Source organism: Streptomyces sp. NPDC055254 (assembly GCF_053606025.1).
In genome coordinates, this window is the sequence record NZ_JBSGQV010000005.1 from 131,698 (window position 1) to 151,335 (window position 19,638).

Here is a 19,638-nt window from a genome sequence, read left to right on the forward strand (position 1 = left end):
AGAGGTTGAGCCCCCCGTTATCCAGCCGTGTCCAAATCCGTTTGCCCTACGCGGAGTTGAGCCGTGGCCTACGATCACCGGCCATGGACATGGACCCGGAAACGGACACGGACATGTACGCGTACCGCGAGAGGGACGCGGTCGGGGGCGCGGGCGCGGCGGGCCGCAGCGCACCCCCCGACCCGGCACACCTCCGCGAGCCGGCCGGGGAGGACGAGGACGACCTCCACTGCCGCGTCGGGGCGCGCGCCCCTAAAGGCCCGAGCCGAGGCCGCCCGGCGTGCGGCCCACCGGCTCGTCGCGGCCCTGGGCCCACAGCGAGCGGACGTGCCCGAGGTGGCGGGTCATGCACGCCTGCGCCGCCTCGGCGTCCCCGCTCAGCATGAGGTCGAGCAGCTCGATGTGCTCCTCCGCCGAGGACACCAGCTTGCCGGCCTCGTCCAGGCCGGTGAGGCCGTACAGCCGGGACCGCTTGCGCAGGTCTCCGACCGTCTCGACGAGCCGGTCGTTGCCCGAGAGTCCCAGCAGCGAGAGGTGGAAGCGGCGGTCCGCCTCCAGGTAGCCGATGAGGTTGTGCTCGCGCGCACTGGTCACGATCTCCTGCGCGACGGGGCGCAGGGCCTCCAGCTGCTCGGTCGTGGCGATCTTCGTGATCCGGCCGATGGTCGGCACCTCGATCATCGTGCGCAGTTCGGTGTACTGGTCCAGGTCGCGCTCGCTGACCTCGGTGATCCGGAACCCCTTGTTGCGGACGGGCTCGACCAGGCCCTCGCGGGCCAGGTCGAGCATCGCCTCGCGCACCGGGGTGGCGGACACGCCGAGCTCCGCCGCGAGGCCGGGCGCCGAGTAGACGCTCCCGGGACGCAGCTCACCCGCTATCAGGGCTGCTCGCAGGGCATGGCCGACCTGGTCCCGGAGCCGTTCCTGGGCCTTGATGAGACTGTGCTGCTTCAGGTCACCCATTGCTTTTCCTCCGACACCCGCGACACCCGCGACGAGCAGAGCAACAGCGTACAATGTCACGTTTCTCTGCTTGCCCCGGCGGCCTCGTACAGTGCGACCGCCACGGCAAGATCTTCCCAGGCCATGCCCACGCTCTTGAAGAGCTGTGGACAACCCGGCCGCCCGCCCGCCGGCATCCGGCCCGCGACCAGGTCGGCGAGGGTGCCGGTGATATGACCGGGCCCGATGGCGCCCTCCGCCTCCGGCACCAGCAGGTCCCCCGCCTCGCGCAGGGCGGCGGCGCGCGATTCGACGTACACCGCCGCCCGTCGCACCAGGGCCGTGTCGGTCTCCCGGGCGCCCGGTTCGTGCGAGCCGACCGCCACGACGGTGGTGCCCGGTCCCGCCAGGCGCCCGTCGAAGAGCGGCTCCCGCGCCGTGGTGCAGCAGATCACCAGGTCGGCGCCGGCCACGTCGTCCGGGGTCCCGGCCCGGGCGGGCACGCCGAGGCCCTCGGCGTGGGCGGCGAGCGCCTCGGCGCCGGCCCGGTTCCGGGCGACCACGACGACCCCGGCCGACGCCCGTACGGCGAGGGTCGCCTCCAGGTGCCCGTACGCCTGGGGGCCGGAGCCGAAGAGCACCAGGTGCAGCGCCCGTCCCTCGGGAGCCAGGTGGCGCAGGGCGAGGGCGGAGACCGCCGGGGTGCGCAGGGTGGTCAGGGCCGCGCCGTCGAACAGGGCGAGCGGGCGCAGGGTGGGGCCGTCCAGCAGCAGGTAGGAGCCGGTGATGCGGGGCAGCCCGCGGCCCGGGTTGGCGGGCGCGACCCCGGCGATCTTCACCCCGGCGTACGCGCCGGAGGCGGCCGGCATCAGCAGCAGTTCGCCGCCGGGGACGGCCAGTGCCGTGCGTTGCGGGCAGCTCTCGGGATCCACCCCCGAGCGCAGGGCGGCGGCGAGCGCGTCGGCCGCGTCGGCCGGGGTGATCAGCCCGGCCATGGCCTCCGCGCCGAACTGCCGAACACCGGCCGGCGGCGGCCCCGCCGGCCGCGGGCCTGTCGGGGCGGGCCGCGTCACAGCAGGAAGCCCGCCCCGAGCGGGTCGTACGGGTCGGCCACGAAGGCGTGTTCGCCGGTGCGGTACGCCGTGCCGGTGACCTCGGTGACGCCGTCGGGAAGGAGCCGGCCGGTGAACACCGTGCCCGTGACCGACTCGTGCAGCAGGTCCTCCCCCGCGCCCAGCCGCCCGTCCTCCGCGAGCAGCGCGAGCCGCGCCGAGGTGCCCGAGCCGCAGGGCGAGCGGTCGACCTGTCCGTCGGCGAAGACGGTGACGTTGCGCTGGTGCGGCCCGAAGGGGGTGCCGGGCAGTTCCTCGTGGAAGGTCACCCCGTAGACCCCGGACAGCAGCGGGCCGTCCGGGTGCCAGGTCGCCGGGTGGCCGGCCAGCGCGGCCCGGACCTCCTGTCCGGCCCGCACCAGAGCGGGCAGCGAGGCCCGCGAGACGTCCAGGCCGAGGTCGCGCGCGGCGACGGAGGCGTAGCAGGCGCCGGCGTGCGCGATGTCCACCTCGGTGAGCCCCAGCGTGGTGGCGACGGGGATCTTGCGGGCGCCCACCCGGGCCGGGACGTTGCGGAAGGTGACCCCGGTGGTGCGCCCGCCGGTGCGGTGCACCGTGGCGGTGACCCGTCCGGACGGCACGTCGATGCGCACCGGCGCGTCCCCGTCGTCCGGGGCGGTGACCCGGCCGGTGTCCACGGCCCAGACCCCGAGGGCCATGGCGCCGTGACCGCAGGCGGTGGAGTAGCCGTCCTTGTGCCAGAACAGCACGCCGAAGTGGGCCCCGTCGTCGTCGGCCGGCACGACGAACCCGCCGTACATCCCGGCGTGTCCGCGCGGCTCCTGGACCAGCAGCCGCCGTACGTCGTCCAGGGCGCCGCGGCGGGGCGCGGTGCCCGAGCCGCCCGGACCGATGGCGGTGGCGCAGCGCTCCGCGACCGTGTCGCCGGGGACGGGGAGGTCCTGGTCGCGGGTGTCGACGATCCGGAAGGGCTCGCCGGCGGTGTGGTAGTCGGTGGTGCGCACGAGGGAGCCGCTCACAGCAGGAACCCTCCGGGGAAGGGGTCGGTCGGATCGAGGAAGTACTGGGCCGTGCCGGTGATCCAGGCCCGTCCGGTCACGGTGGGGACGACCGCCGGGAGCCCGCCGACGGTGGTCTCACCGACGAGCCGGCCGGTGAACTCGGTTCCGATGAAGGACTCGTTGACGAAGTCGGTACCGAGTTCCAGCAGCCCCCGGGCGTGCAGCTGGGCCATCCGCGCGCTGGTGCCCGTACCGCAGGGGGAGCGGTCGAACCAGCCCGGGTGGATGGCCATGGCGTGCCGCGAGCGTCGGGCGTCGGAGCCGGGGGCGGCGAGGTAGACGTGCTTGAGTCCGGCGATGGAGGGGTTCTCGGGGTGGACGGGCCGGTCCCCGGAGGCGTTGACGGCCTCCATGATCGCGAGTCCGGCGGCGAGCAGGTCGTCCTTGCGGGTCCGGTCGAAGGGCAGGCCGAGGTCGTCGAGTGCGACGAAGGCGTAGAAGTTGCCGCCGTAGGCGAGGTCGTAGGTGACGGTGCCCAGGCCCGGTACCTCGGCCTTCAGGTCGAGTCCGACGCAGAAGGAAGGGACGTTGGTGAGGGTGACGGCGGTGGCCGCCCCGTCCTCGACCCGGACGTCGACGCTCACCAGGCCCGCCGGGGTGTCGAGCCGGACGGTGGTGACCGGCTCGACGACGGGCACCATGCCGGTCTCGACCAGCACGGTGGCGACCCCGATGGTGCCGTGGCCGCACATGGGCAGCAGGCCGGAGACCTCGATGTAGAGGACGCCGAAGTCCGCGTCGGGCCGGGTGGGGGGTTGCAGTACGGCGCCGCTCATCGCGGAGTGGCCGCGCGGCTCGTACATGAGCAGGGTCCGGACGTGGTCCGTGTGCTCGATGAAGTGGAGCCGCTTCTCGGCCATGGTGGCGCCCGGGATCACCCCGACGCCGCCGGTGATCACCCGGGTGGGCATGCCCTCGGTGTGCGAGTCCACCGCGTGGTAGATGTGGCGCGTACGCATGAAGTCCCTTGTCCTCTCGTGCCGTCGTTGCCCGTCGTCCCCTGCGACCGGCCTAGTTGAGTCCCTCGGCCAGGGCCTTCTCGGTGGCGGCGCGGACCGCGGCCTCGGTCTCGCCGGTGAGGGGGAAGCGCGGCGGGCGGGTCGCGCCGCCGGGGCGGCCGGCCAGGTCCATGGAGAGCTTGATGGCCTGGACGAACTCGGTCTTGGAGTCCCAGCGCAGCAGGGAGTGCAGGGACTTGTAGAGCGGCAGTGCGGTGGCGAGGTCACCGGCGACGGCGGCCCGGTAGAGGGTGGCGCAGGACTGCGGCAGGGCGTTGGGGTAGCCGGCGATCCAGCCGACCGCGCCGGCGAGGGCGAGTTCGAGGAGGACGTCGTCGGCGCCGATCAGCAGGTCGAGGCCCGGGGCTAGCTCGGCGATCTCGTAGGCGCGGCGCACGTCGCCGCTGAACTCCTTGACCGCGACGATCGAGCCGTCGGCGTGCAGCCGGGCGAGCAGGGACGGGACCAGGTCCACCTTGGTGTCGATGGGGTTGTTGTACGCGACGACGGGCAGTCCGGCGCGGGCGACCTCGGCGTAGTGGGCGCGGACGGTGTCCTCGTCGGCGCGGAAGGCGTTGGGCGGCAGCAGGAGCACGGAGCCGGCGCCGGCCTCGGCGGCCTGTTCGGCCCAGCGGCGGGCTTCGGCACTGCCGTAGGCGGCGACGCCGGGCATGACGCGGGCGCCGTCGCCGGCGGCCTCGACCGCGGTGCGTACGACGCGCGCCCGCTCCTCGTCGGTGAGGGTCTGGTACTCCCCGAGGGAGCCGTTGGGGACCACGCCGTCGCAGCCGTTCTCGATGAGCCAGGCGACGTGTTCGGCGTAGGCGTCGTAGTCGACGCCGAGGTCCTCGCGCAGGGGAAGCGCGGTGGCGACCATGATGCCGTGCCAGGGGCGGGTGCGGGGCGCGGGGGTGTGCGCGAAGGTCATGAGAAGCTCCCTAGAGTGGTGTGTGACATTTTACTAGTGGGTGTGATGCGGCCACAAGAGCCGCACGCGGCCGATCAGTGGTCGGCGGGGGGAAGTCGGGCGAGCAGCCGCAGCGGAACGGGGCAGGACAGCGGCCGCCGGTCGGGCGCCGGCTCCACCCCCGCGAGGGCGGCCACGGCGGGACCGCACATCCGGCCCTGGCACCAGCCCATACCGGCCCGGGTGAGGAGTTTGACGGTACGGGCGTCCCGCGCGCCGAGGTCGCGGACGGCCTCGCGCACCGGGGCGGCCGGCACCTCCTCGCAGCGGCAGACGACGGCGTCGTCCCGGAGCCAGTCGGTCCAGCCGGAGCCGGGCCGGTGCGCCGCGGCCATCGCCCCGGCGAAGGCGCGCAGCCGCGTCCTCTGGCGGGTCAGCACGGCGGCGACGGGCCGCCCGGCGATGTCGTGGGCCGCGATCTCCCCTTCGGTGAGGGCGAGCCGGGCGCCGCCGATGCCGCCGGTCTCCCCGGCGGACCAGATCCCGGGGACCGAGGAGCGCTGCCCTGCGTCCAGGTCGAGCGCGACGGTGCCGTCGGCGGCGGCGCGGGTGGCGCAGCCGAGGCCGGTGGCGAGTTCCAGCTGCGGTACGAGCCCGTGGCCGATCGCGAGGGCGTCGCAGGGAATGCGGCGTGAGGTGCCGGGCAGCGGCCGCCAGTCGCGGTCGAGCCGGGCCACCGTGACGGCCTCGACCCGGTCGGTGCCGTGGGCCTCGGTGACCGCGTGCCGGGTCAGCAGCCGGACGCCGTGGCGCAGCAGGGCCCCGCCGTACACGGCGGCCTCGGCGAGCTTGCCGGGGTTGCGCAGCAGGACGGGGAGCCCGCCCGCGTACGAGGTGTAGGCGGCGGCCTCCACCACGGCGGGCACGGCCGCGCCCGCGGCGGCCAGCGACCCGGCCACGGCCAGCAGCAGCGGTCCGCTCCCGGCGACGACCACCCGCTTGCCGGGCAGCACGAGCCCGGCCTTGAGCATGGCCTGCGCGCCGCCGGCTCCGATCACCCCGGGCAGGGTCCAGCCGGGGAAGGGCAGTTGCCGCTCGTAGGCGCCGGTGGCCAGCAGCACGGCCCGGGCGGCGACGGCCGCCGCGCGTTCATCGGCCCCGTGGCCGGTGACCGCGTGCAGGACCCATCCCCCGCCGGCCCCTTCGACGCCTCCCCCGCCGCCGGCTCCTGCGCCGTCCCGGACCACCGTCCAGACGTGGTGGCCCGGCAGGTACGTGATCCGGCCGGCCGACTCGTGGGCGCGCAGGGCGGCTTCGCGGTCCGCGAAGTCGGCCCAGTCGTGGTGCAGCGCCTCGGGGCGGGCGGCCCCGAGCCCGGGCGCCGGGCTGCGGTAGTACTGGCCGCCGGGACGCTCCCCCGCGTCCAGGACGGTGACGCGCAGCCCGAAACCGGCCGCGGTGACGGCCGCGGCGAGTCCCGCCGGTCCGGCGCCGACGACGGCGAGGTCGACCGGGCGGCCCGCGGCGGGCCCCGGCGGCGGGGTGGGGTCAGACGGCGAGGTCGGCACGGCCGTTTCCCTCCTGGGTGGTGACGGTGTCCCCCGGCCGGGCCGGGACCAGGCAGGCCCGTTGGTTCGGGGTGCCGTTGACGGTGACGAGGCAGTCGTAGCAGCTGCCGATCCCGCAGAACGCGCCGCGCGGGGCGCCGCCCTCGCGGGTGGTGCGCCAGGCGAGGATGCCGGCGCTCCAGAGCACGGCGGCGACGGACTGGCCGGCCTGTGCGGGCAGTTCGCGGCCGTCGAAGTCGATCGGGTAGGTGGCCGCCGGAGTGCCGCCGACCAGCGAGCGGGGGCTGCGCATGTGGGGTGCTCCTCAGGAGGTCGGTGCGGCGGGGAAGTCCCGGTCCGGGCGGAACGGGGCGACGGGGATCGGTTGCCCGGCCCCGGTCAGGGCGGCGGCGATCAGCAGGCCCGTCGCCGGGGCCAGGCCGATGCCCGCCCCCTCGTGGCCGCAGGCGTGCAGCAGTCCGGGACGGCGGGGGTCGGCGCCGATGGCCGGCAGGTGGTCGGGGAGGTACGGGCGGAAGCCGTGGTACGTGCGCAGGACGCGGGCGTCGGCGAGGACGGGGAAGAGCGCGGCGGCCTGGGCGGCCAGCCGGCGCAGGGCCTCGGTGGACAGCGCGCGGTCGAAGCCGACCCGTTCGCGGGTGGCGCCGATGAGCACCGGGCCGGCCGGGGTCCCCTCGACCACCGCCGAGGACTGGAGGGCGGCCGATCCGCTGGCCACGTCCGCGATGTAGTCGGCGGCGTAGACCTTGTGCCGGACCACGCGGGGCAGCGGCTCGGTCACCAGGACGAAGCCCCGGCGCGGCAGGACGGGCAGGGTGACTCCGGCGAGTTCGGCGACGCGCCCGCCCCAGGTGCCCGCCGCGTTCACGACGGCCGGGGCCAGGAGTTCGCGGCGCGCGGTACGGACGCCGCGCACCGCCTCACCGGAGCGCAGGATGCCCGTCACCTCCTCGCCGAGGTAGGTCCGGGCGCCCGAGGCGGCCAGCAGCCGGGCCGCGGCCTGGGCGGGCTGGACCTGGGCGTCCTGCGGGTAGTGGAAACCGCCGCCGAGGCCCGGGGCCAGGTGCGGCTCCAGCTCGCGCAGGGCGTCGGCGGGCACCTCGACCGCCTCGACCCCCGCCGCGCGCTGGCCTTCCGCGAAGGTCCGCAGGGCCTTCTGGGTGCTTTCGTCCGGGGCGACGACCAGGCCGCCCTTGAGTTCGTACTCGATCGCGCGGGGCAGGGAACCGGCGAGTGCGCGCCAGAGCGCGCCGGACAGCAGCGCCAGGTCGAGTTCGGGTCCGGCCTCTTTGTCGGAGACGAGGAGGTTGCCTTCGCCGGCGCCGGTCGTCCCGCCCGCGACGGGGCCCCGGTCGACGACGGCCACGGAGAGTCCGGCGCGGGCGGCGTAGTACGCACACGCCGCACCGACGACACCGGCGCCGATGACGACGACGTCCGGGGAGTGGGTCTTGGGCACGGCAGTAATATGTCACATTCTTTAGAGAGTTCCCAGAGGTCCCGGGAAGGCACGGGCAGGAAGCCCGGGCCGGCCCCACCCCCGTGCGAACGAGGGGCCGGCCCGGTGCGCCGATCAGCCGCGGAGCGGACCCTCACAGCTGTAGTCCGCCGAACCGGCGAGCTTGTTGGACCAGATCTCCACGGGACCGAAGGAGCAGTTCATGTCGGCCAGGTTGTTGGAGGCCGCGCCCGCCCGGTCGAGGATGAAGTAGTCGACCGTCTCGGACATGTCCTTGAAGTTCTGGTCGTCGCTGCGCCATTTCTTCAGGTTCGCGGTGATCCGGCCCGTACACGTGAAGCGGCGCTTGCCCGGGTCGCCGTTCTCGACGCAGTCCGGGGTGTTGTAGGTGGCCGTGGCGAAGGACGACTTCACCGACGACAGGGCCGCGTCGCGCAACTGGTCGTTGGGGGTGAAGGTGGTGTTCGGTACGAAGAGCTGGTCGACCTTGGCGATCTGGGCGTCCAGGAAGCGGTCGTAGTCGCGCTGGAGGTAGCTGTCGGAGCCCAGCCGGTTGCGCCAGGCCTCGTACGCGTTGACGTCGTTCGCCCGCAGGTGGGTGTACATCTCGCGGAGCACCATGGGCTTCTCGGTCCACAGGAACTCGAAGAAGGTGCCCGCGTAGCTGTAGAAGCGGAAGCCGTCGCCCTCGTAGGTGGCGTTCAGGATCTGCTCGACGCTCATCCGCGGACCGCCGCCGGCCGTGTCGTTGATGATGCTCTTGACCAGGGACTTGCGGACGGCGATGCCGTTGTCGCGGGTGGCGCCGTCGAAGAACTCGGCCGTGCCCTCGTCCATGGCGGTGGTGCGGTCGTCCTCGTACCAGGGCCCCTCGCCGAAGAAGCCGGGGACGGCGAAGCGGCCGTTGAGGTAGTGCGTGTACTCGTGCCGGAAGAGCTCTTCCAGCGTCAGCGAGGAATCCTGGGGGACGCGCCGCTCGTACGTGTAGAAGGTGGCGCCGTTCTCGATGTAGATGCCGCCGTTGTTGGTGTCGTAGCCGGTCAGGATCGGGTGGTAGTTCTCGTAGTCGGCGCGCGAGGCGTACAGCACGATGTTCAGCGTGGTGTTGGGATCGCCGGCCAGCGGCTGGTCGGTGCCCAGGACGCGGTGGTACTGCGCCTTGACCTGCTTGCTCGCGTAGTAGAGCTTGTCGACGGTGGCCCGGTCGAGTCCGGTGCGGACCTTGATCGCGCCGTTGTCGTAGGTGAAGGTGTGCGGGAAGATCTGCCGCTCGATGTCCTCCTTGCACACCCCGTACGGCTTGCAGGCCTCGTAGAAGTTCAGCCAGTTGACGAGCTTGGCCCACTGCGGACTGCCGTTGCCGAAGGTGGCCTTGACGGGCTCCAGCAGGGCTCCGAGGTCGGCGACGACCTCCGCCTCCAGGCCCGCGACCTGGCCGAAGCGGCCGTACTCGCTCAGCGCGTCGCGCGGGACCCAGGCGTTGCCCGTGCCCTTGAGGTGCGCGTACGAGGCGAAGGCCTTGAAGGCCGCGCGGTACGAGGGGTCGGCGGCCACCGCCGCGTGGAAGGCGGCGTCCTGGTTGCCCGGGTAGACGCCGAGGTAGTTGACGGAGAGCGCGGCGAGGGCGGCACCGGCCCAGGCGGCGTCCAGGTGCGTGGCCGGGTGGGCCGGGTCCATGGTGGCCAGGACCCGCTTGATGAGGCCGAGCTGGTGCTGGCGCAGGCCCGGCGCGCTCGCCGCGTACAGCGCCTCACGCAGGGTGCGGGCGTTGGATGCGGTGACGTCGAAGGTGCGGGCGGCGTTCCCGAAGTCGGCGACGGCCTGGCGCATGGCGTTCACGGTCGGGGCGTCGGTGACGTCGATCTCGGAGCGCGCGTAGTCGTGGTAGGCGACGGCGTGGAGATAGGTGAACATCTCCTCCAGGTGGGAGGAGTTGCGGCCGTCGTGGGCGGCGGAGAGGGCGGATATCCGGCGGGAGACCGCCTGCACGTGGGCGTCGGACATCACCGGGGCCAGCCGGGCGTCCCAGGTCCAGATGAGGCCCCGCAGGCAGCCGTCGGCGGTGACCGCCTGGTCGCCGAGGAAGTCGGCGAACTGCTCGGGGGTGAGGTTCTTGATCCCGTCGAGGGTGCAGGGAACGGCGACGGCGAGGCTCCGCGCGGTGGGCGCGGCCTGCGCCGCCTCGCGGCTCTTCTCGCTGCGCTCGGTGGCCGCGGGGGCCGCCTGGACGGCGCCGGGGATCCGGCCGGCCGGGGCAACTGCGGGGGTGGCGGCGGAGGCGGCCTGGCCGGTGCCCGGGGCCGGGGCGGGCGCCGGGGTGTTCTCCTGGGCGTTCGCGAAGCGCTCGACCTCGTCGAACGGGTTCGCGGCGGGGGCGCCGCCGGTGAAGGCGGCCGGGGCCGCGCTGCCCGCGACGGCGGCCGGGGCGCCCGAGTCGGCGGCCCGGGTCACGCCCTGGCCCGCGGTGGCGAGGAGGGTGACCGCGACGGCGGCCGAGAGGAGGGACGTACGCACAGCTCTGTGCTGGAACACCAAGACTCCTGATGAGGATGGGAGGTGGGGGTGTGGTGCGTGCGGTGCCGCGTCCGGTGAGGAGCGCGTGAACTGCCCTGCGTCACGCGGCGTTTGACGGGGATTAACGTGCCGCGGTGTGAGCTGTAACATAGTAATGTGAAATTGCACTGACAAGACCTGTGCGCCCACCAGTTCGCATCTTCTTGATGGAGCCTCCGTGACCGACGCCCCCTCGCACCTCAACACCGGCAGCCATGACCTGTCGGTATCCCCGGAGTTGTCCCGGTTCATGGCGGGGAACTGGGCCCCTTCCCCGCTGCCCGAGTCCGACCGCGTCGCCGCGTACGCGGTCACCCCGGCGCGCCGGGCCCGGCTCTCGGCGCTCTTCCCGGGCGAGCGGCTGATCGTCCCGGCCGGTGAGCTGAAGGTCCGCAGCAACGACTGCGACCACCGGTTCCGCCCGTACAGCGCCTACGCCTGGCTGACCGGCCTCACCGGCGAGGACCAGGCGGGTCACGTCCTGGTCCTGGAGCCGTCGGGCCCGCACGCCCACGAGGCGGTGCTGTACCTGCGGCCGCGCTCGCCCCGCACCGTCGACGACGGCGCGTTCTACCGGGACCGCAGGTACGGGGAGTTCTGGATCGGCCGCCGGCCCGAACTCGCCGAGGCGGAGCGCCTCACCGGCATCCGCTGCGCGCCCCTGGACGGTCTCGGGTCGCCGGCCGGCCGCAACGCGGCCACGGACCCGGAGCTGGCCACGGCCCTGTCGGAGCTGCGCCTGGTGAAGGACGCCTGGGAGGTCGGACAGCTCCAGCTGGCCGTCGACCACACGGTGGCCGGCTTCGAGGACGTCGTACGGGCCCTGCCGCGCGCGCTGGCCCACCCGCGCGGGGAGCGGTGGATCGAGGGGGTCTTCGGCCTGCGCGCGCGGGCCGAGGGCAACGGCACCGGGTACGAGACGATCGCGGCGTCCGGCGCCCACGCGTGCGCGCTGCACTGGATCCGCAACGACGGCCGGCTGAACGGGGACGAACTGCTGCTCCTGGACGCCGGCGTGGAGACCGACACCCTGTACACGGCGGACATCACCCGGACCCTGCCGCTGTCGGGCCGTTTCTCGCCCGTCCAGCGCCAGGTGTACGAACTGGTCCTGGCCGCCCAGGAGGCGGGCATGGCGGCGCTGCGGCCCGGTGCCAGCTTCCGGGACTTCCACCGCGCCGGTATGCGGGTGATCGCGGAGGGCCTGGCCGAGTGGGGCGTCCTGAAGGACGCGGAGGGCGACCTGCACCGGCGCTACACGCTGTGCAGCAGCGGGCACATGCTGGGCCTGGACGTCCACGACTGCGGGAAGGCGCGGGCGCAGACCTACCTCGACGGGATCCTGGAAGAGGGTCAGGTCCTCACCGTGGAGCCGGGGCTGTACCTCCAGCCGGACGACGAGACGCTGCCGGCGGAGCTGCGCGGCATCGGCGTGCGGGTCGAGGACGACCTGGTCGTCACGGCGGACGGCGCGCGCCTGATGTCGGGCGCGCTGCCGCGCACGGTCGACGGCATCGAGGAGTGGATGGGCGCCCTCCTGGACGCGGCGCGGGGCTGATCCGCGAGGGCCGAATGCCCGCGAGGGCCGGTCGGCGCGCCGGGCCGGTCGGCGCGCCGGGCACCGTACGCCGTATCGGCGAGCGGTGCCCGGCGGGGCTACGGGAGGACCGCGAAGCCGTCCAGTTCGACCAGGGCCTCGGTGTCCCAGAGCCGGACCACGCCGACGAGCGCCATCGCCGGGTAGGCGCGCCCCGCCGAGCGGCGCCAGATCCGCCCCAGTTCGGGGGCCGCCGCGCGGTACGCCGCCACGTCCACCGCGTAGACGGTGACCCGGGCCAGGTCGGCCGGGGCGCCGCCGGCCGCGGCCAGGGCGGCGAGCAGGTTCGCCAGGGCCCGTTCGAACTGCTCCGGCAGGTCCTTCCCCACCACCTTGCCGGCGCCGTCCAGGGCCGTCTGGCCCGCGAGGAAGACCAGCCGGGAGCCGGTCGCCGTCACCGCGTGCGAGAAGCCGGTCGCCGGGGACAGCTCCGGGGGGTTGATCCGCTCGATGCTCATCGCGCGGCCGCCTCCCGGTAGAGCTCCTTCGCGATGATGGTGCGCTGCACCTCGCTCGCCCCCTCGTAGATCCGGGGTGCCCGCACCTCGCGGTAGAGGTGTTCCAGCAGGTGGCCGCGTTGGAGGGCCACCGCCCCGTGCAGCTGGACCGCGTGGTCCACGACGTACTGGGCGGTCTCGGTGGCCAGCAGCTTCGCCATCGCGGCCCGGCGGGGGACGTCCGGGGAGCCCCGGTCGTGGGCCCCGGCCGCCGCGTAGACCAGCAGCCGGGCCGCCTCGGTGCGGGTCGCCATCTCGGCGACCCGGTGCGCCACCGCCTGGAGGTCGCCCAGCACCCCGCCGAACGCGGAGCGCCCGGCCGTGTACTCCAGCGTGGCGTCCAGCGCGGCCCGGGCCATGCCCACGGCGAAGGCCCCGACGCTCGGCCGGAAGAGGTTCAGCGTGTCCATCGCGACGCCGAAGCCCCGCCCGGGCCCGCCGAGCAGGTCCTCCCGGCCGACCGGCACCGCGTCGAAGGTGAGGGAGCCGATGGCGTGCGGGGACAGCATGTCCAGTGCCTCGCCCCCGAGCCCGGGCCGGTCCGCCGGGACCAGGAAGGCCGACACGCCCTTGGCGCCCGGCCCCTCACCCGTTCGGGCGAACACGGTGTAGAAGTCCGCTTCCGGGGCGTTGGAGATCCAGCACTTCTCGCCGGTCAGGCGCCAGCCGCCCCCGGGGTCCGGTTCGGCCGCCAGTGCCAGCGCCGCCGCGTCCGAGCCGGCGCCCGGCTCGCTCAACGCGAAGGCGGCCACCGCACGTCCCGCGATCACCTGCGGCAGCCACCGCTCCCGCTGCTCCGCGCTGCCCGCCCGGAGCACCGGATGGGCGCCCAGGCCCTGGAGGGCGAGCGCGGTCTCCGCCTCGGTGCAGCTGTAGGCCAAGGACTCGCGCAGCAGGCACAGTTCGAGCGCGCCCGCCGCGAACACCCGCTCCAGCAGGCCCAACTCGCCCAACTCCCGCAGCAGCGGCCGGTTGACCCGTCCCGGCTCCCCCTTCCCGGCCAGCGGCCGCAGCCGCTCCGCCGACAGTGCGCGCAGTCGCCCGCACCATTCCTCCTGGTCCACTCCGAGCGCGAATCCGGTCATCCGAATGTCCCCGCATCTATCGCGTCCTGTTGACTGCCGTCACCGTCACGATACGCTCGTGGTGCGACCGCACGGCCGGCCCCACCTCATTCCGGACCGTCGCCAGGGGGCGAACCAGCCTTGGACCTCAAGCCTTCCGCACACGCCGACACTTTCGCGCGCGACCATCTGCCGCCCGCCCACACCTGGCCGGAGTTGCTCTTCGAGTTGCCCGAACTGGCCTACCCGGACCGGCTGAACTGCGGGGCCGAGCTCCTCGACGCCACCATCGCCCGGCTCGGCCCCGACCGCCCGGCCTTCCGCAGCGGCTCGGGCGAGGTGTGGACGTACGGCGGGCTCCGCGAGCGCGTCGACCGCCTCGCCCACGCCCTCACCGCCGACCTCGGCGTCGTCCCCGGCAACCGGGTGCTGCTGCGCGGTCCCACCGGCCCCTGGCTCGCCGCCTGCTGGCTCGCGGTGATGAAGGCGGGCGCGGTGGCGGTGACCGTACTGCCCCAGCAGCGCGCGCAGGAGCTGGCCACGGTCTGTTCGATGGCCCGGGTGGGGCACGCCGTGTGCCACGCGGACGCGCTGGACGACCTGACCCGGGCCGAGGTACCGGGGCTGCGGATCACCGCGTACGGGGGCGGCGGCGCCCAGGACCTGCTGCGCCTCGCCGAGCGGTACGGCCGCGAGCCCTTCCCCGCGGTCGAGACCTCCGCCGACGACGTGGCCCTGATCGCCTTCACCTCCGGTACCACCGGGCGGCCGAAGGGCTGCATGCACTTCCACCGCGACCTGCTCTCCGTCGCGGACACCTTCTCCCGCACCGTGCTGCGCCCCCGCCCGGACGACGTCTTCGCCGGGAGTCCGCCGCTCGGGTTCACCTTCGGTCTCGGCGGACTCGTCGTCTTCCCGCTGCGGGCGGGGGCGTCGGCGCTGCTGCTGGAGGAGGCCGGGCCCCGGTTCCTGCTGCCCGCCCTCGCCGAGCACCGCGTGACGGTCCTGTTCACCGCCCCCACCGCGTACCGGACGATGCTGGACGCCCTGGGCCCGTACGACGTGGGCGCGTACGACCTGTCGGCGCTGCGGCGCTGCGTCTCGGCCGGGGAGAACCTGCCCGCCGCGACCTGGCAGGCCTGGTACGAGCGCACGGGCCTGCGGATCATCAACGGCATCGGGGCCACCGAGCTGCTGCACATCTTCATCTCCGCCGCCGACGAGGACATCCGGCCCGGTACCACCGGGCGGGTGGTACCGGGCTGGCAGGCGCGGGTGGTGGACCGGTCCGGACGGCCGGTCGCGGACAACGAGCCGGGGCTGCTGGCCGTGCGCGGGCCGGTGGGCTGCCGCTACCTGGCCGATCCCCGGCAGGGCGAGTACGTGCGCAACGGCTGGAACCTGACCGGCGACACCTACGTCCGGGACCCGGAGGGCTACTTCCGCTACGTCGCCCGCGCCGACGACATGATCGTCTCCGCCGGCTACAACATCGCGGGCCCCGAGGTGGAGGAGGCCCTGCTGCGCCATCCGGACGTGGTGGAGGCCGCGGTGGTGGGCCGCCCGGACGAGCGACGCGGGCAGGTCGTGGTGGCGTACACCGTCGCCCGTGAGGGTGCGGTACTGACGGAGGAGCTCCTGCGCGCCTTCATGCGGGCCGAACTGGCCCCGCACAAGTGCCCGCGCTCCTTCGTCTTCCTCCCCGCGCTCCCCCGGACGGCGACCGGCAAACTGCAACGCTTCCGGCTGCGCGATCTAGAGTGATCCCGTGGCCGAGCAGCACACCCCGCGATCCCTGATCGTCACGTTCTACGGTGCCTACGGGCGCTCCTTCGAGGGCGCGGTCCCGGTGGCCGCGCTGATCCGCCTGCTGGGCGCGGCCGGCGTGGACGCGCCGTCGGTGCGTTCGTCGGTGTCCCGGTTGAAGCGGCGCGGCTTCCTGCTGCCCGCGCGGGCGGCGGACGGCTCGGCGGCGTACGCGCTGTCGCCGGAGGCGCGGCAGCTGCTGGACGACGGCGACCGGCGCATCTACGGCAGCCCGCAGCCCTCGCCGCAATGGCTGGTGGCCGTGTTCTCCGTCCCGGAACAGGAACGCCACAAGCGGCACCTGCTGCGTTCCCGGCTGGCCCGGCTCGGCTTCGGCACGGTGGCGCCGGGGGTGTGGATCGCCCCGGCGCAGCTGGCCGAGGAGACGGCGCACACCTTGGAGCGGCTGCACCTGACGGCCTACGTGGAGCTGTTCCGCGGCGCCCACCTGGGCTTCGCCCCGACGGCGGAGGCGGTGGCTCGCTGGTGGGACCTGGCGGCCCTGGCCAAGCAGCACGAGGAGTTCCTCGACCTGCACGAACCGGCTCTACGGGCCTTGCAGGCGGGCCCGCCGCCGACGCCCGAGGAGGCCTACCGGGGCTACCTGCTCGCCCTGGACAGCTGGCGCCGCCTCCCGTACGCCGACCCCGGGCTGCCGCGCGCGCTGCTCCCGGCGGACTGGCCGGGCGACCGCGCGGCGGCGGTCTTCGCCGAGCTGCACGCGCGGCTGCGGGATCCGGGCGCGGGCTTCGCGCGACCGTGACCGGGCGCGGGCGCCGCGGCCGCGCGTGGCGCGGCCCCGCGTGCGGAAATGCGGGTGCGCACCGGCTCCGCGCCGCGCCAGGATGGGCCATGACCTGGACCTTCAGTACGGACCTGGCGGCCTACCTGACCGCAGCGGGGCCCGCCGTGGCCGCGCAACCCGTCGTGAACACCATCCTGCTGACCACGGCGGACGCCCTGGAGCGGCGCGGCCCGCACGCCTTCGGCGCTGCGGACCCCTTCTTCGGCTGGTGGACCGGCCCCGACGGGACCGTCACCGGCGGCCTGCTGTGCACACCGCCCCACCCGCTGCTGCTGGGCGCGCTCCCCGCCGGGGCCGTCCGCGCGCTGGCGGACGCCCTGGCCACCGAGCCGCTGCTCGCGGGGGTCAGCGGCTTCAACGCCCGCCGGCCCGATGCGGACGCACTGGCCGGGGCCTGGACGCGGCCCGCCCGGGTCTGCGAGGAGAACCGGCTGTACCGGCTGGCCGCCCCCGTCGCGCCGGATCCCGCCCCCGCCGGCGCGGCCCGGACCGCGGCCGAGACCGACCTCCCGCTGCTGTTGGAGTGGATCACGGCCTTCCACCAGGAGGCGGGCGTGCCGGGTCCGGCGTCCGAGGGCGCCCTGCGCGACCGGCTCTCGTACGGCGGGCTGCTGCTGTGGGAGCACGGCGGGACCCCCGTCTCGCTGGCCTCCTTCTCCCGCCCGATCGGCTCGGCCGCCCGCGTCGGCCCGGTCTACACCCCGCCGGAACTGCGGGGCCGGGGGTACGCGGCCGGGATCACGCACGCGGCGGGCGCGGCGGCCCACGCGGCCGGGGCCTCGCAGGTCCTCCTGTTCACGGACCTGGCCAACCCCACCAGCAACGGCCTCTACCTGCGGCTCGGTTACACCCCGGTCGAGGACCGCGCGGAGGTCGTGGCCGCCTGAGGTCGTGGCCGCGAGGTCGGGAGCCGCCGCCGAGAATCCGCCGCCCGGCCGCCGCGTTCGGCGTCGCTCCCGCCGCAGGACCGGAGGTCAGCCGCGCCCGGTCGGAGGCGTCCGGCTGCCCGCCCGGTACGGCGCGGGCCAGGGAGCGGCCGGGCCCGCGTAGGACTGCTCGGCGGCCGCGTGCAGGGTCCAGTGCGGATCGTAGAGGTGGGGCCGGCCCACCGCGCAGAGGTCCGCCCGCCCCGCCAGCAGCAGCGAGTTGACGTCGTCCCACGAGGAGATGGCGCCGACGGCGACGACCGGTACGCCCAGCGCGTTGCGAATCCGGTCGGCGTAGGGGGTCTGGTACGACCGCCCGTACTCGGGGGTCTCGTCCGCCACCACCTGGCCGGTCGACACGTCGATGGCGTCCGCTCCCCGGGCGGCGAACGCGGCGGCGATCTCCACCGCCTCCTGCGCGGTGGTTCCGCCCGGCGCCCAGTCGGTGGCGGAGAGGCGGACGGTCATCGGGCGGTCGGCGGGCCAGACGGCGCGCACGGCGTCGAAGACCTCCAGGGGGAAGCGCAGCCGGTTCTCCAGGGAGCCGCCGTAGGCGTCCGTCCGGTGGTTGGTGAGCGGGGAGAGGAAGCCCGACAGCAGGTAGCCGTGGGCGCAGTGCAGCTCCAGCAGGTCGAAGCCGCAGTCCGCCGCGCGGACGGCGGCGGCCGCGAACTCGGAGCGGATCCCGTCCATTTCGGCCGCGGTCAGGGCGCGCGGGACCGCGGAGACGCCCGGCCGGTAGGGCAGCGCGGAGGCGGCCACCAGCGGCCAGTTGCCGTCCGGGAGCGGGTCGTCCATGCCCTCCCACATCACCCGGGTGGAACCCTTGCGCCCCGCGTGCCCGAGCTGGACGCCGAGCGCGGTGCCGGGCGCGAAGGTGTGGACGAAGTCGGCGATCCGCTTCCAGGCCGCCGCCTGTCGCGCCGTGTACAGGCCGGCGCAGCCGGGGGTGATCCGGCCCTCGGCGCTGACGCAGACCATCTCGGTCATCACCAGGCCGGCCCCGCCGAGCGCGCGGGCGCCCAGGTGCGCGAGGTGGAAGTCCCCGGGCACGCCCTCCTCGGCCGAGTACATGTCCATCGGCGAGACGACGACCCGGTTGCGCAGGGTCAGGCCTCGCAGGGTGAAGGGGGTGAACATCGGCGGGGTCCGCGTGCCCGACGCCTCCTCGTCGGGGCAGCCGAAGTCGCGTTCCACCGCCCGGGTGAAGCGCTCGTCCCGCATCCGCAGGTTGTCGTGGGTGACCCTGCGGCTGCGGGTGAGGAGGTTGAAGGCGAACTGGCGGGCGGGCTGGGCGACGTAGCCGGGGAGCTCCTCGAACCAGCGCATGCTGGCCGCGGCGGCCCGCTGCGTGCTGGCGACCGCCGGGCGGCGCGCCGCCTCGTACGCGGCGAGCGCCTCCGGTACGCCCGGTTCCGCGGCGAGCGCGTCGGCGAGTGCGAGGGCGTCCTCCACCGCGAGTTTGGTGCCGGAACCGATGGAGAAGTGCGCGGTGTGCGCCGCGTCGCCGAGCAGCACCACGTTGCCGTGGGACCAGCGCTCGTTGACGACGGTACGAAACCGCGTCCATGCCGAGCGGTTCCCGTGCAGCGGTCCGCCGCGCAGGGCGTCGCCGAAGATCTTGGCGCAGCGGGCCGCCGACTCCGTCTCGTCGCACAGGTCGAAGCCTGCCGCCCGCCACACCTCCTCGCGCATCTCGACGATGACCGTGGAGGCGCCGGCCCCGTGCCGGCGCCCCGGGGACCCCGGGGACCCCGGGGCGGCTCCCTGCCCGGGCGGCGGGCCCGCGTACGGGTAGGCGTGCAGTTGCATGACGCCGTACTCGGTCTCCGCGATCTCGAAGCGGAAGGCGTCGAAGGCGAAGTCGGCGGCCAGCCAGATGTACCGGCACCTCCCGCTGGTGAGCGTCGGCCGGAAGTGCCGGGCTCCGGCCCCGCGGGTCGTGCTGTGCACGCCGTCCGCCGCGACCACCAGGTCGTACGAGGCAGCGAGCGCCGCCGCGTCCGGTGCCTCGGTGCGGAACCGCAGCCGTACGCCCAGGCCGGCGCAGCGCTCGTGCAGGATCTCCAGGAGCCGGCGCCGCCCCAGGGCCGCGAAGCCGTGGCCGCCGGAGGTCAGCAGCCGCCCGCGGTGCACGACGTGCACGTCGTCCCAGCGCACGAACTCACGTGCCAGGGCGGCGTGGACCTCGGTGTCGGCCCGCTCGATGCCGCCGAGAGTGTCGTCGGAGAGCACCACTCCGAAGCCGAAGGTGTCGTCCGGGGCGCTGCGCTCCCACACGTCCACCGGGTGCCCCTGCCGGGCCAGCAGCGCGGCGGCGTACAGTCCTCCCGGCCCGCCGCCGACGACGGCGACCCGCAACGTGCTGCCGACCGGCATGGC

16 protein-coding genes are annotated in these 19,638 nt (G+C 74.7%); 4 read left to right on the forward strand and 12 right to left on the reverse strand.

The genetic code is table 11. From position 1 onward, the window contains the following. Positions 1–252 precede the first annotated feature (252 nt). The 9 genes from ACWFQ8_RS07485 to ACWFQ8_RS07525 form a co-directional block, all read right to left on the reverse strand. The gene (locus ACWFQ8_RS07485) at positions 253–963 is read right to left on the reverse strand and encodes a GntR family transcriptional regulator (protein WP_453785250.1); all 711 of its coding nucleotides are present in this window, start codon (positions 961–963) and stop codon (positions 253–255) included. A 56-nt stretch (positions 964–1,019) separates the two neighbouring features. Continuing rightward, positions 1,020–1,937: an ornithine cyclodeaminase family protein gene (locus tag ACWFQ8_RS07490; protein WP_453785251.1), complete on the reverse strand. Its 918-nt coding sequence runs from the start codon at positions 1,935–1,937 to the stop codon at positions 1,020–1,022. Positions 1,938–2,011: 74 nt separating this feature from the next. Beyond that, positions 2,012–3,034 (reverse strand): proline racemase family protein, encoded by a 1,023-nt coding sequence (locus ACWFQ8_RS07495; RefSeq protein ID WP_453785252.1) that lies wholly within the window; start codon positions 3,032–3,034, stop codon positions 2,012–2,014. Next, entirely contained in the window at positions 3,031–4,035 is a 1,005-nt protein-coding gene (locus ACWFQ8_RS07500; protein ID WP_453785253.1) for a proline racemase family protein, read from the reverse strand. Before ACWFQ8_RS07500 ends, ACWFQ8_RS07495 begins: the two co-directional genes overlap by 4 nt. 52 nt (positions 4,036–4,087) lie before the next feature. Beyond that, positions 4,088–5,002: a dihydrodipicolinate synthase family protein gene (locus ACWFQ8_RS07505; RefSeq protein WP_453785254.1), complete on the reverse strand. Its 915-nt coding sequence runs from the start codon at positions 5,000–5,002 to the stop codon at positions 4,088–4,090. Between the two features lie 74 nt (positions 5,003–5,076). Next, on the reverse strand, positions 5,077–6,549 hold the full coding sequence (locus ACWFQ8_RS07510) for an FAD/NAD(P)-dependent oxidoreductase (RefSeq protein WP_453785255.1): 1,473 nt from the start codon (positions 6,547–6,549) through the stop codon (positions 5,077–5,079). Beyond that, positions 6,530–6,841 (reverse strand): (2Fe-2S)-binding protein, encoded by a 312-nt coding sequence (locus ACWFQ8_RS07515; RefSeq protein ID WP_453785256.1) that lies wholly within the window; start codon positions 6,839–6,841, stop codon positions 6,530–6,532. Before ACWFQ8_RS07515 ends, ACWFQ8_RS07510 begins: the two co-directional genes overlap by 20 nt. 12 nt (positions 6,842–6,853) lie before the next feature. After that, complete coding sequence (locus ACWFQ8_RS07520) at positions 6,854–8,008, reverse strand: NAD(P)/FAD-dependent oxidoreductase (protein ID WP_453785257.1); 1,155 nt, start codon at positions 8,006–8,008, stop codon at positions 6,854–6,856. Positions 8,009–8,122: 114 nt separating this feature from the next. Continuing rightward, positions 8,123–10,522, reverse strand: a complete 2,400-nt coding sequence (locus ACWFQ8_RS07525; protein ID WP_453785258.1) for a collagenase — start codon at positions 10,520–10,522, stop codon at positions 8,123–8,125. A gap of 217 nt (positions 10,523–10,739) precedes the next feature. Between ACWFQ8_RS07525 and ACWFQ8_RS07530 the strand changes: the two genes are divergently transcribed. Continuing rightward, positions 10,740–12,119 (forward strand): aminopeptidase P family protein, encoded by a 1,380-nt coding sequence (locus ACWFQ8_RS07530; protein ID WP_453785259.1) that lies wholly within the window; start codon positions 10,740–10,742, stop codon positions 12,117–12,119. Positions 12,120–12,217: 98 nt separating this feature from the next. Here ACWFQ8_RS07530 and ACWFQ8_RS07535 read toward each other — a convergent pair whose 3' ends face one another. Together ACWFQ8_RS07535 and ACWFQ8_RS07540 are read right to left on the reverse strand one after the other, a co-directional pair. Further along, complete coding sequence (locus ACWFQ8_RS07535) at positions 12,218–12,616, reverse strand: RidA family protein (RefSeq protein ID WP_453785260.1); 399 nt, start codon at positions 12,614–12,616, stop codon at positions 12,218–12,220. After that, the gene (locus ACWFQ8_RS07540; protein WP_453785261.1) at positions 12,613–13,740 is read right to left on the reverse strand and encodes an acyl-CoA dehydrogenase family protein; all 1,128 of its coding nucleotides are present in this window, start codon (positions 13,738–13,740) and stop codon (positions 12,613–12,615) included. Before ACWFQ8_RS07540 ends, ACWFQ8_RS07535 begins: the two co-directional genes overlap by 4 nt. A 120-nt stretch (positions 13,741–13,860) precedes the next feature. On the opposite strand from ACWFQ8_RS07540, the gene ACWFQ8_RS07545 reads away from it, so the two are divergent. The 3 genes from ACWFQ8_RS07545 (at position 13,861) to ACWFQ8_RS07555 (ending at position 17,217) form a co-directional block, all read left to right on the forward strand. Continuing rightward, positions 13,861–15,483 carry an AMP-binding protein gene (locus tag ACWFQ8_RS07545; RefSeq protein WP_453785262.1) on the forward strand — a complete coding sequence of 541 codons (1,623 nt, stop codon included), beginning with the start codon at positions 13,861–13,863 and terminating at the stop codon, positions 15,481–15,483. Between the two features lie 4 nt (positions 15,484–15,487). Continuing rightward, positions 15,488–16,288 (forward strand): PaaX family transcriptional regulator, encoded by an 801-nt coding sequence (locus ACWFQ8_RS07550; protein ID WP_453785263.1) that lies wholly within the window; start codon positions 15,488–15,490, stop codon positions 16,286–16,288. Between the two features lie 89 nt (positions 16,289–16,377). Next, positions 16,378–17,217 (forward strand): GNAT family N-acetyltransferase, encoded by an 840-nt coding sequence (locus tag ACWFQ8_RS07555; protein ID WP_453785264.1) that lies wholly within the window; start codon positions 16,378–16,380, stop codon positions 17,215–17,217. Positions 17,218–17,304: 87 nt separating this feature from the next. On the opposite strand, the gene ACWFQ8_RS07560 is transcribed toward ACWFQ8_RS07555, so the two are convergent. Further along, positions 17,305–19,635 carry an oxidoreductase gene (locus ACWFQ8_RS07560; RefSeq protein ID WP_453785265.1) on the reverse strand — a complete coding sequence of 777 codons (2,331 nt, stop codon included), beginning with the start codon at positions 19,633–19,635 and terminating at the stop codon, positions 17,305–17,307. Positions 19,636–19,638 lie beyond the last annotated feature (3 nt).

Coding starts and splice junctions, on each gene's coding strand:
- ACWFQ8_RS07535 (WP_453785260.1), bottom strand. CDS start 12,616: ATGAGCATCGAGCGGATCAACCCCCCGGAGCTGTCCCCGGCGACCGGC.
- ACWFQ8_RS07540 (WP_453785261.1), bottom strand. CDS start 13,740: ATGACCGGATTCGCGCTCGGAGTGGACCAGGAGGAATGGTGCGGGCGA.
- ACWFQ8_RS07490 (WP_453785251.1), bottom strand. CDS start 1,937: ATGGCCGGGCTGATCACCCCGGCCGACGCGGCCGACGCGCTCGCCGCC.
- ACWFQ8_RS07560 (WP_453785265.1), bottom strand. CDS start 19,635: ATGCCGGTCGGCAGCACGTTGCGGGTCGCCGTCGTCGGCGGCGGGCCG.
- ACWFQ8_RS07515 (WP_453785256.1), bottom strand. CDS start 6,841: ATGCGCAGCCCCCGCTCGCTGGTCGGCGGCACTCCGGCGGCCACCTAC.
- ACWFQ8_RS07505 (WP_453785254.1), bottom strand. CDS start 5,002: ATGACCTTCGCGCACACCCCCGCGCCCCGCACCCGCCCCTGGCACGGC.
- ACWFQ8_RS07555 (WP_453785264.1), top strand. CDS start 16,378: ATGACCTGGACCTTCAGTACGGACCTGGCGGCCTACCTGACCGCAGCG.
- ACWFQ8_RS07500 (WP_453785253.1), bottom strand. CDS start 4,035: ATGCGTACGCGCCACATCTACCACGCGGTGGACTCGCACACCGAGGGC.
- ACWFQ8_RS07485 (WP_453785250.1), bottom strand. CDS start 963: ATGGGTGACCTGAAGCAGCACAGTCTCATCAAGGCCCAGGAACGGCTC.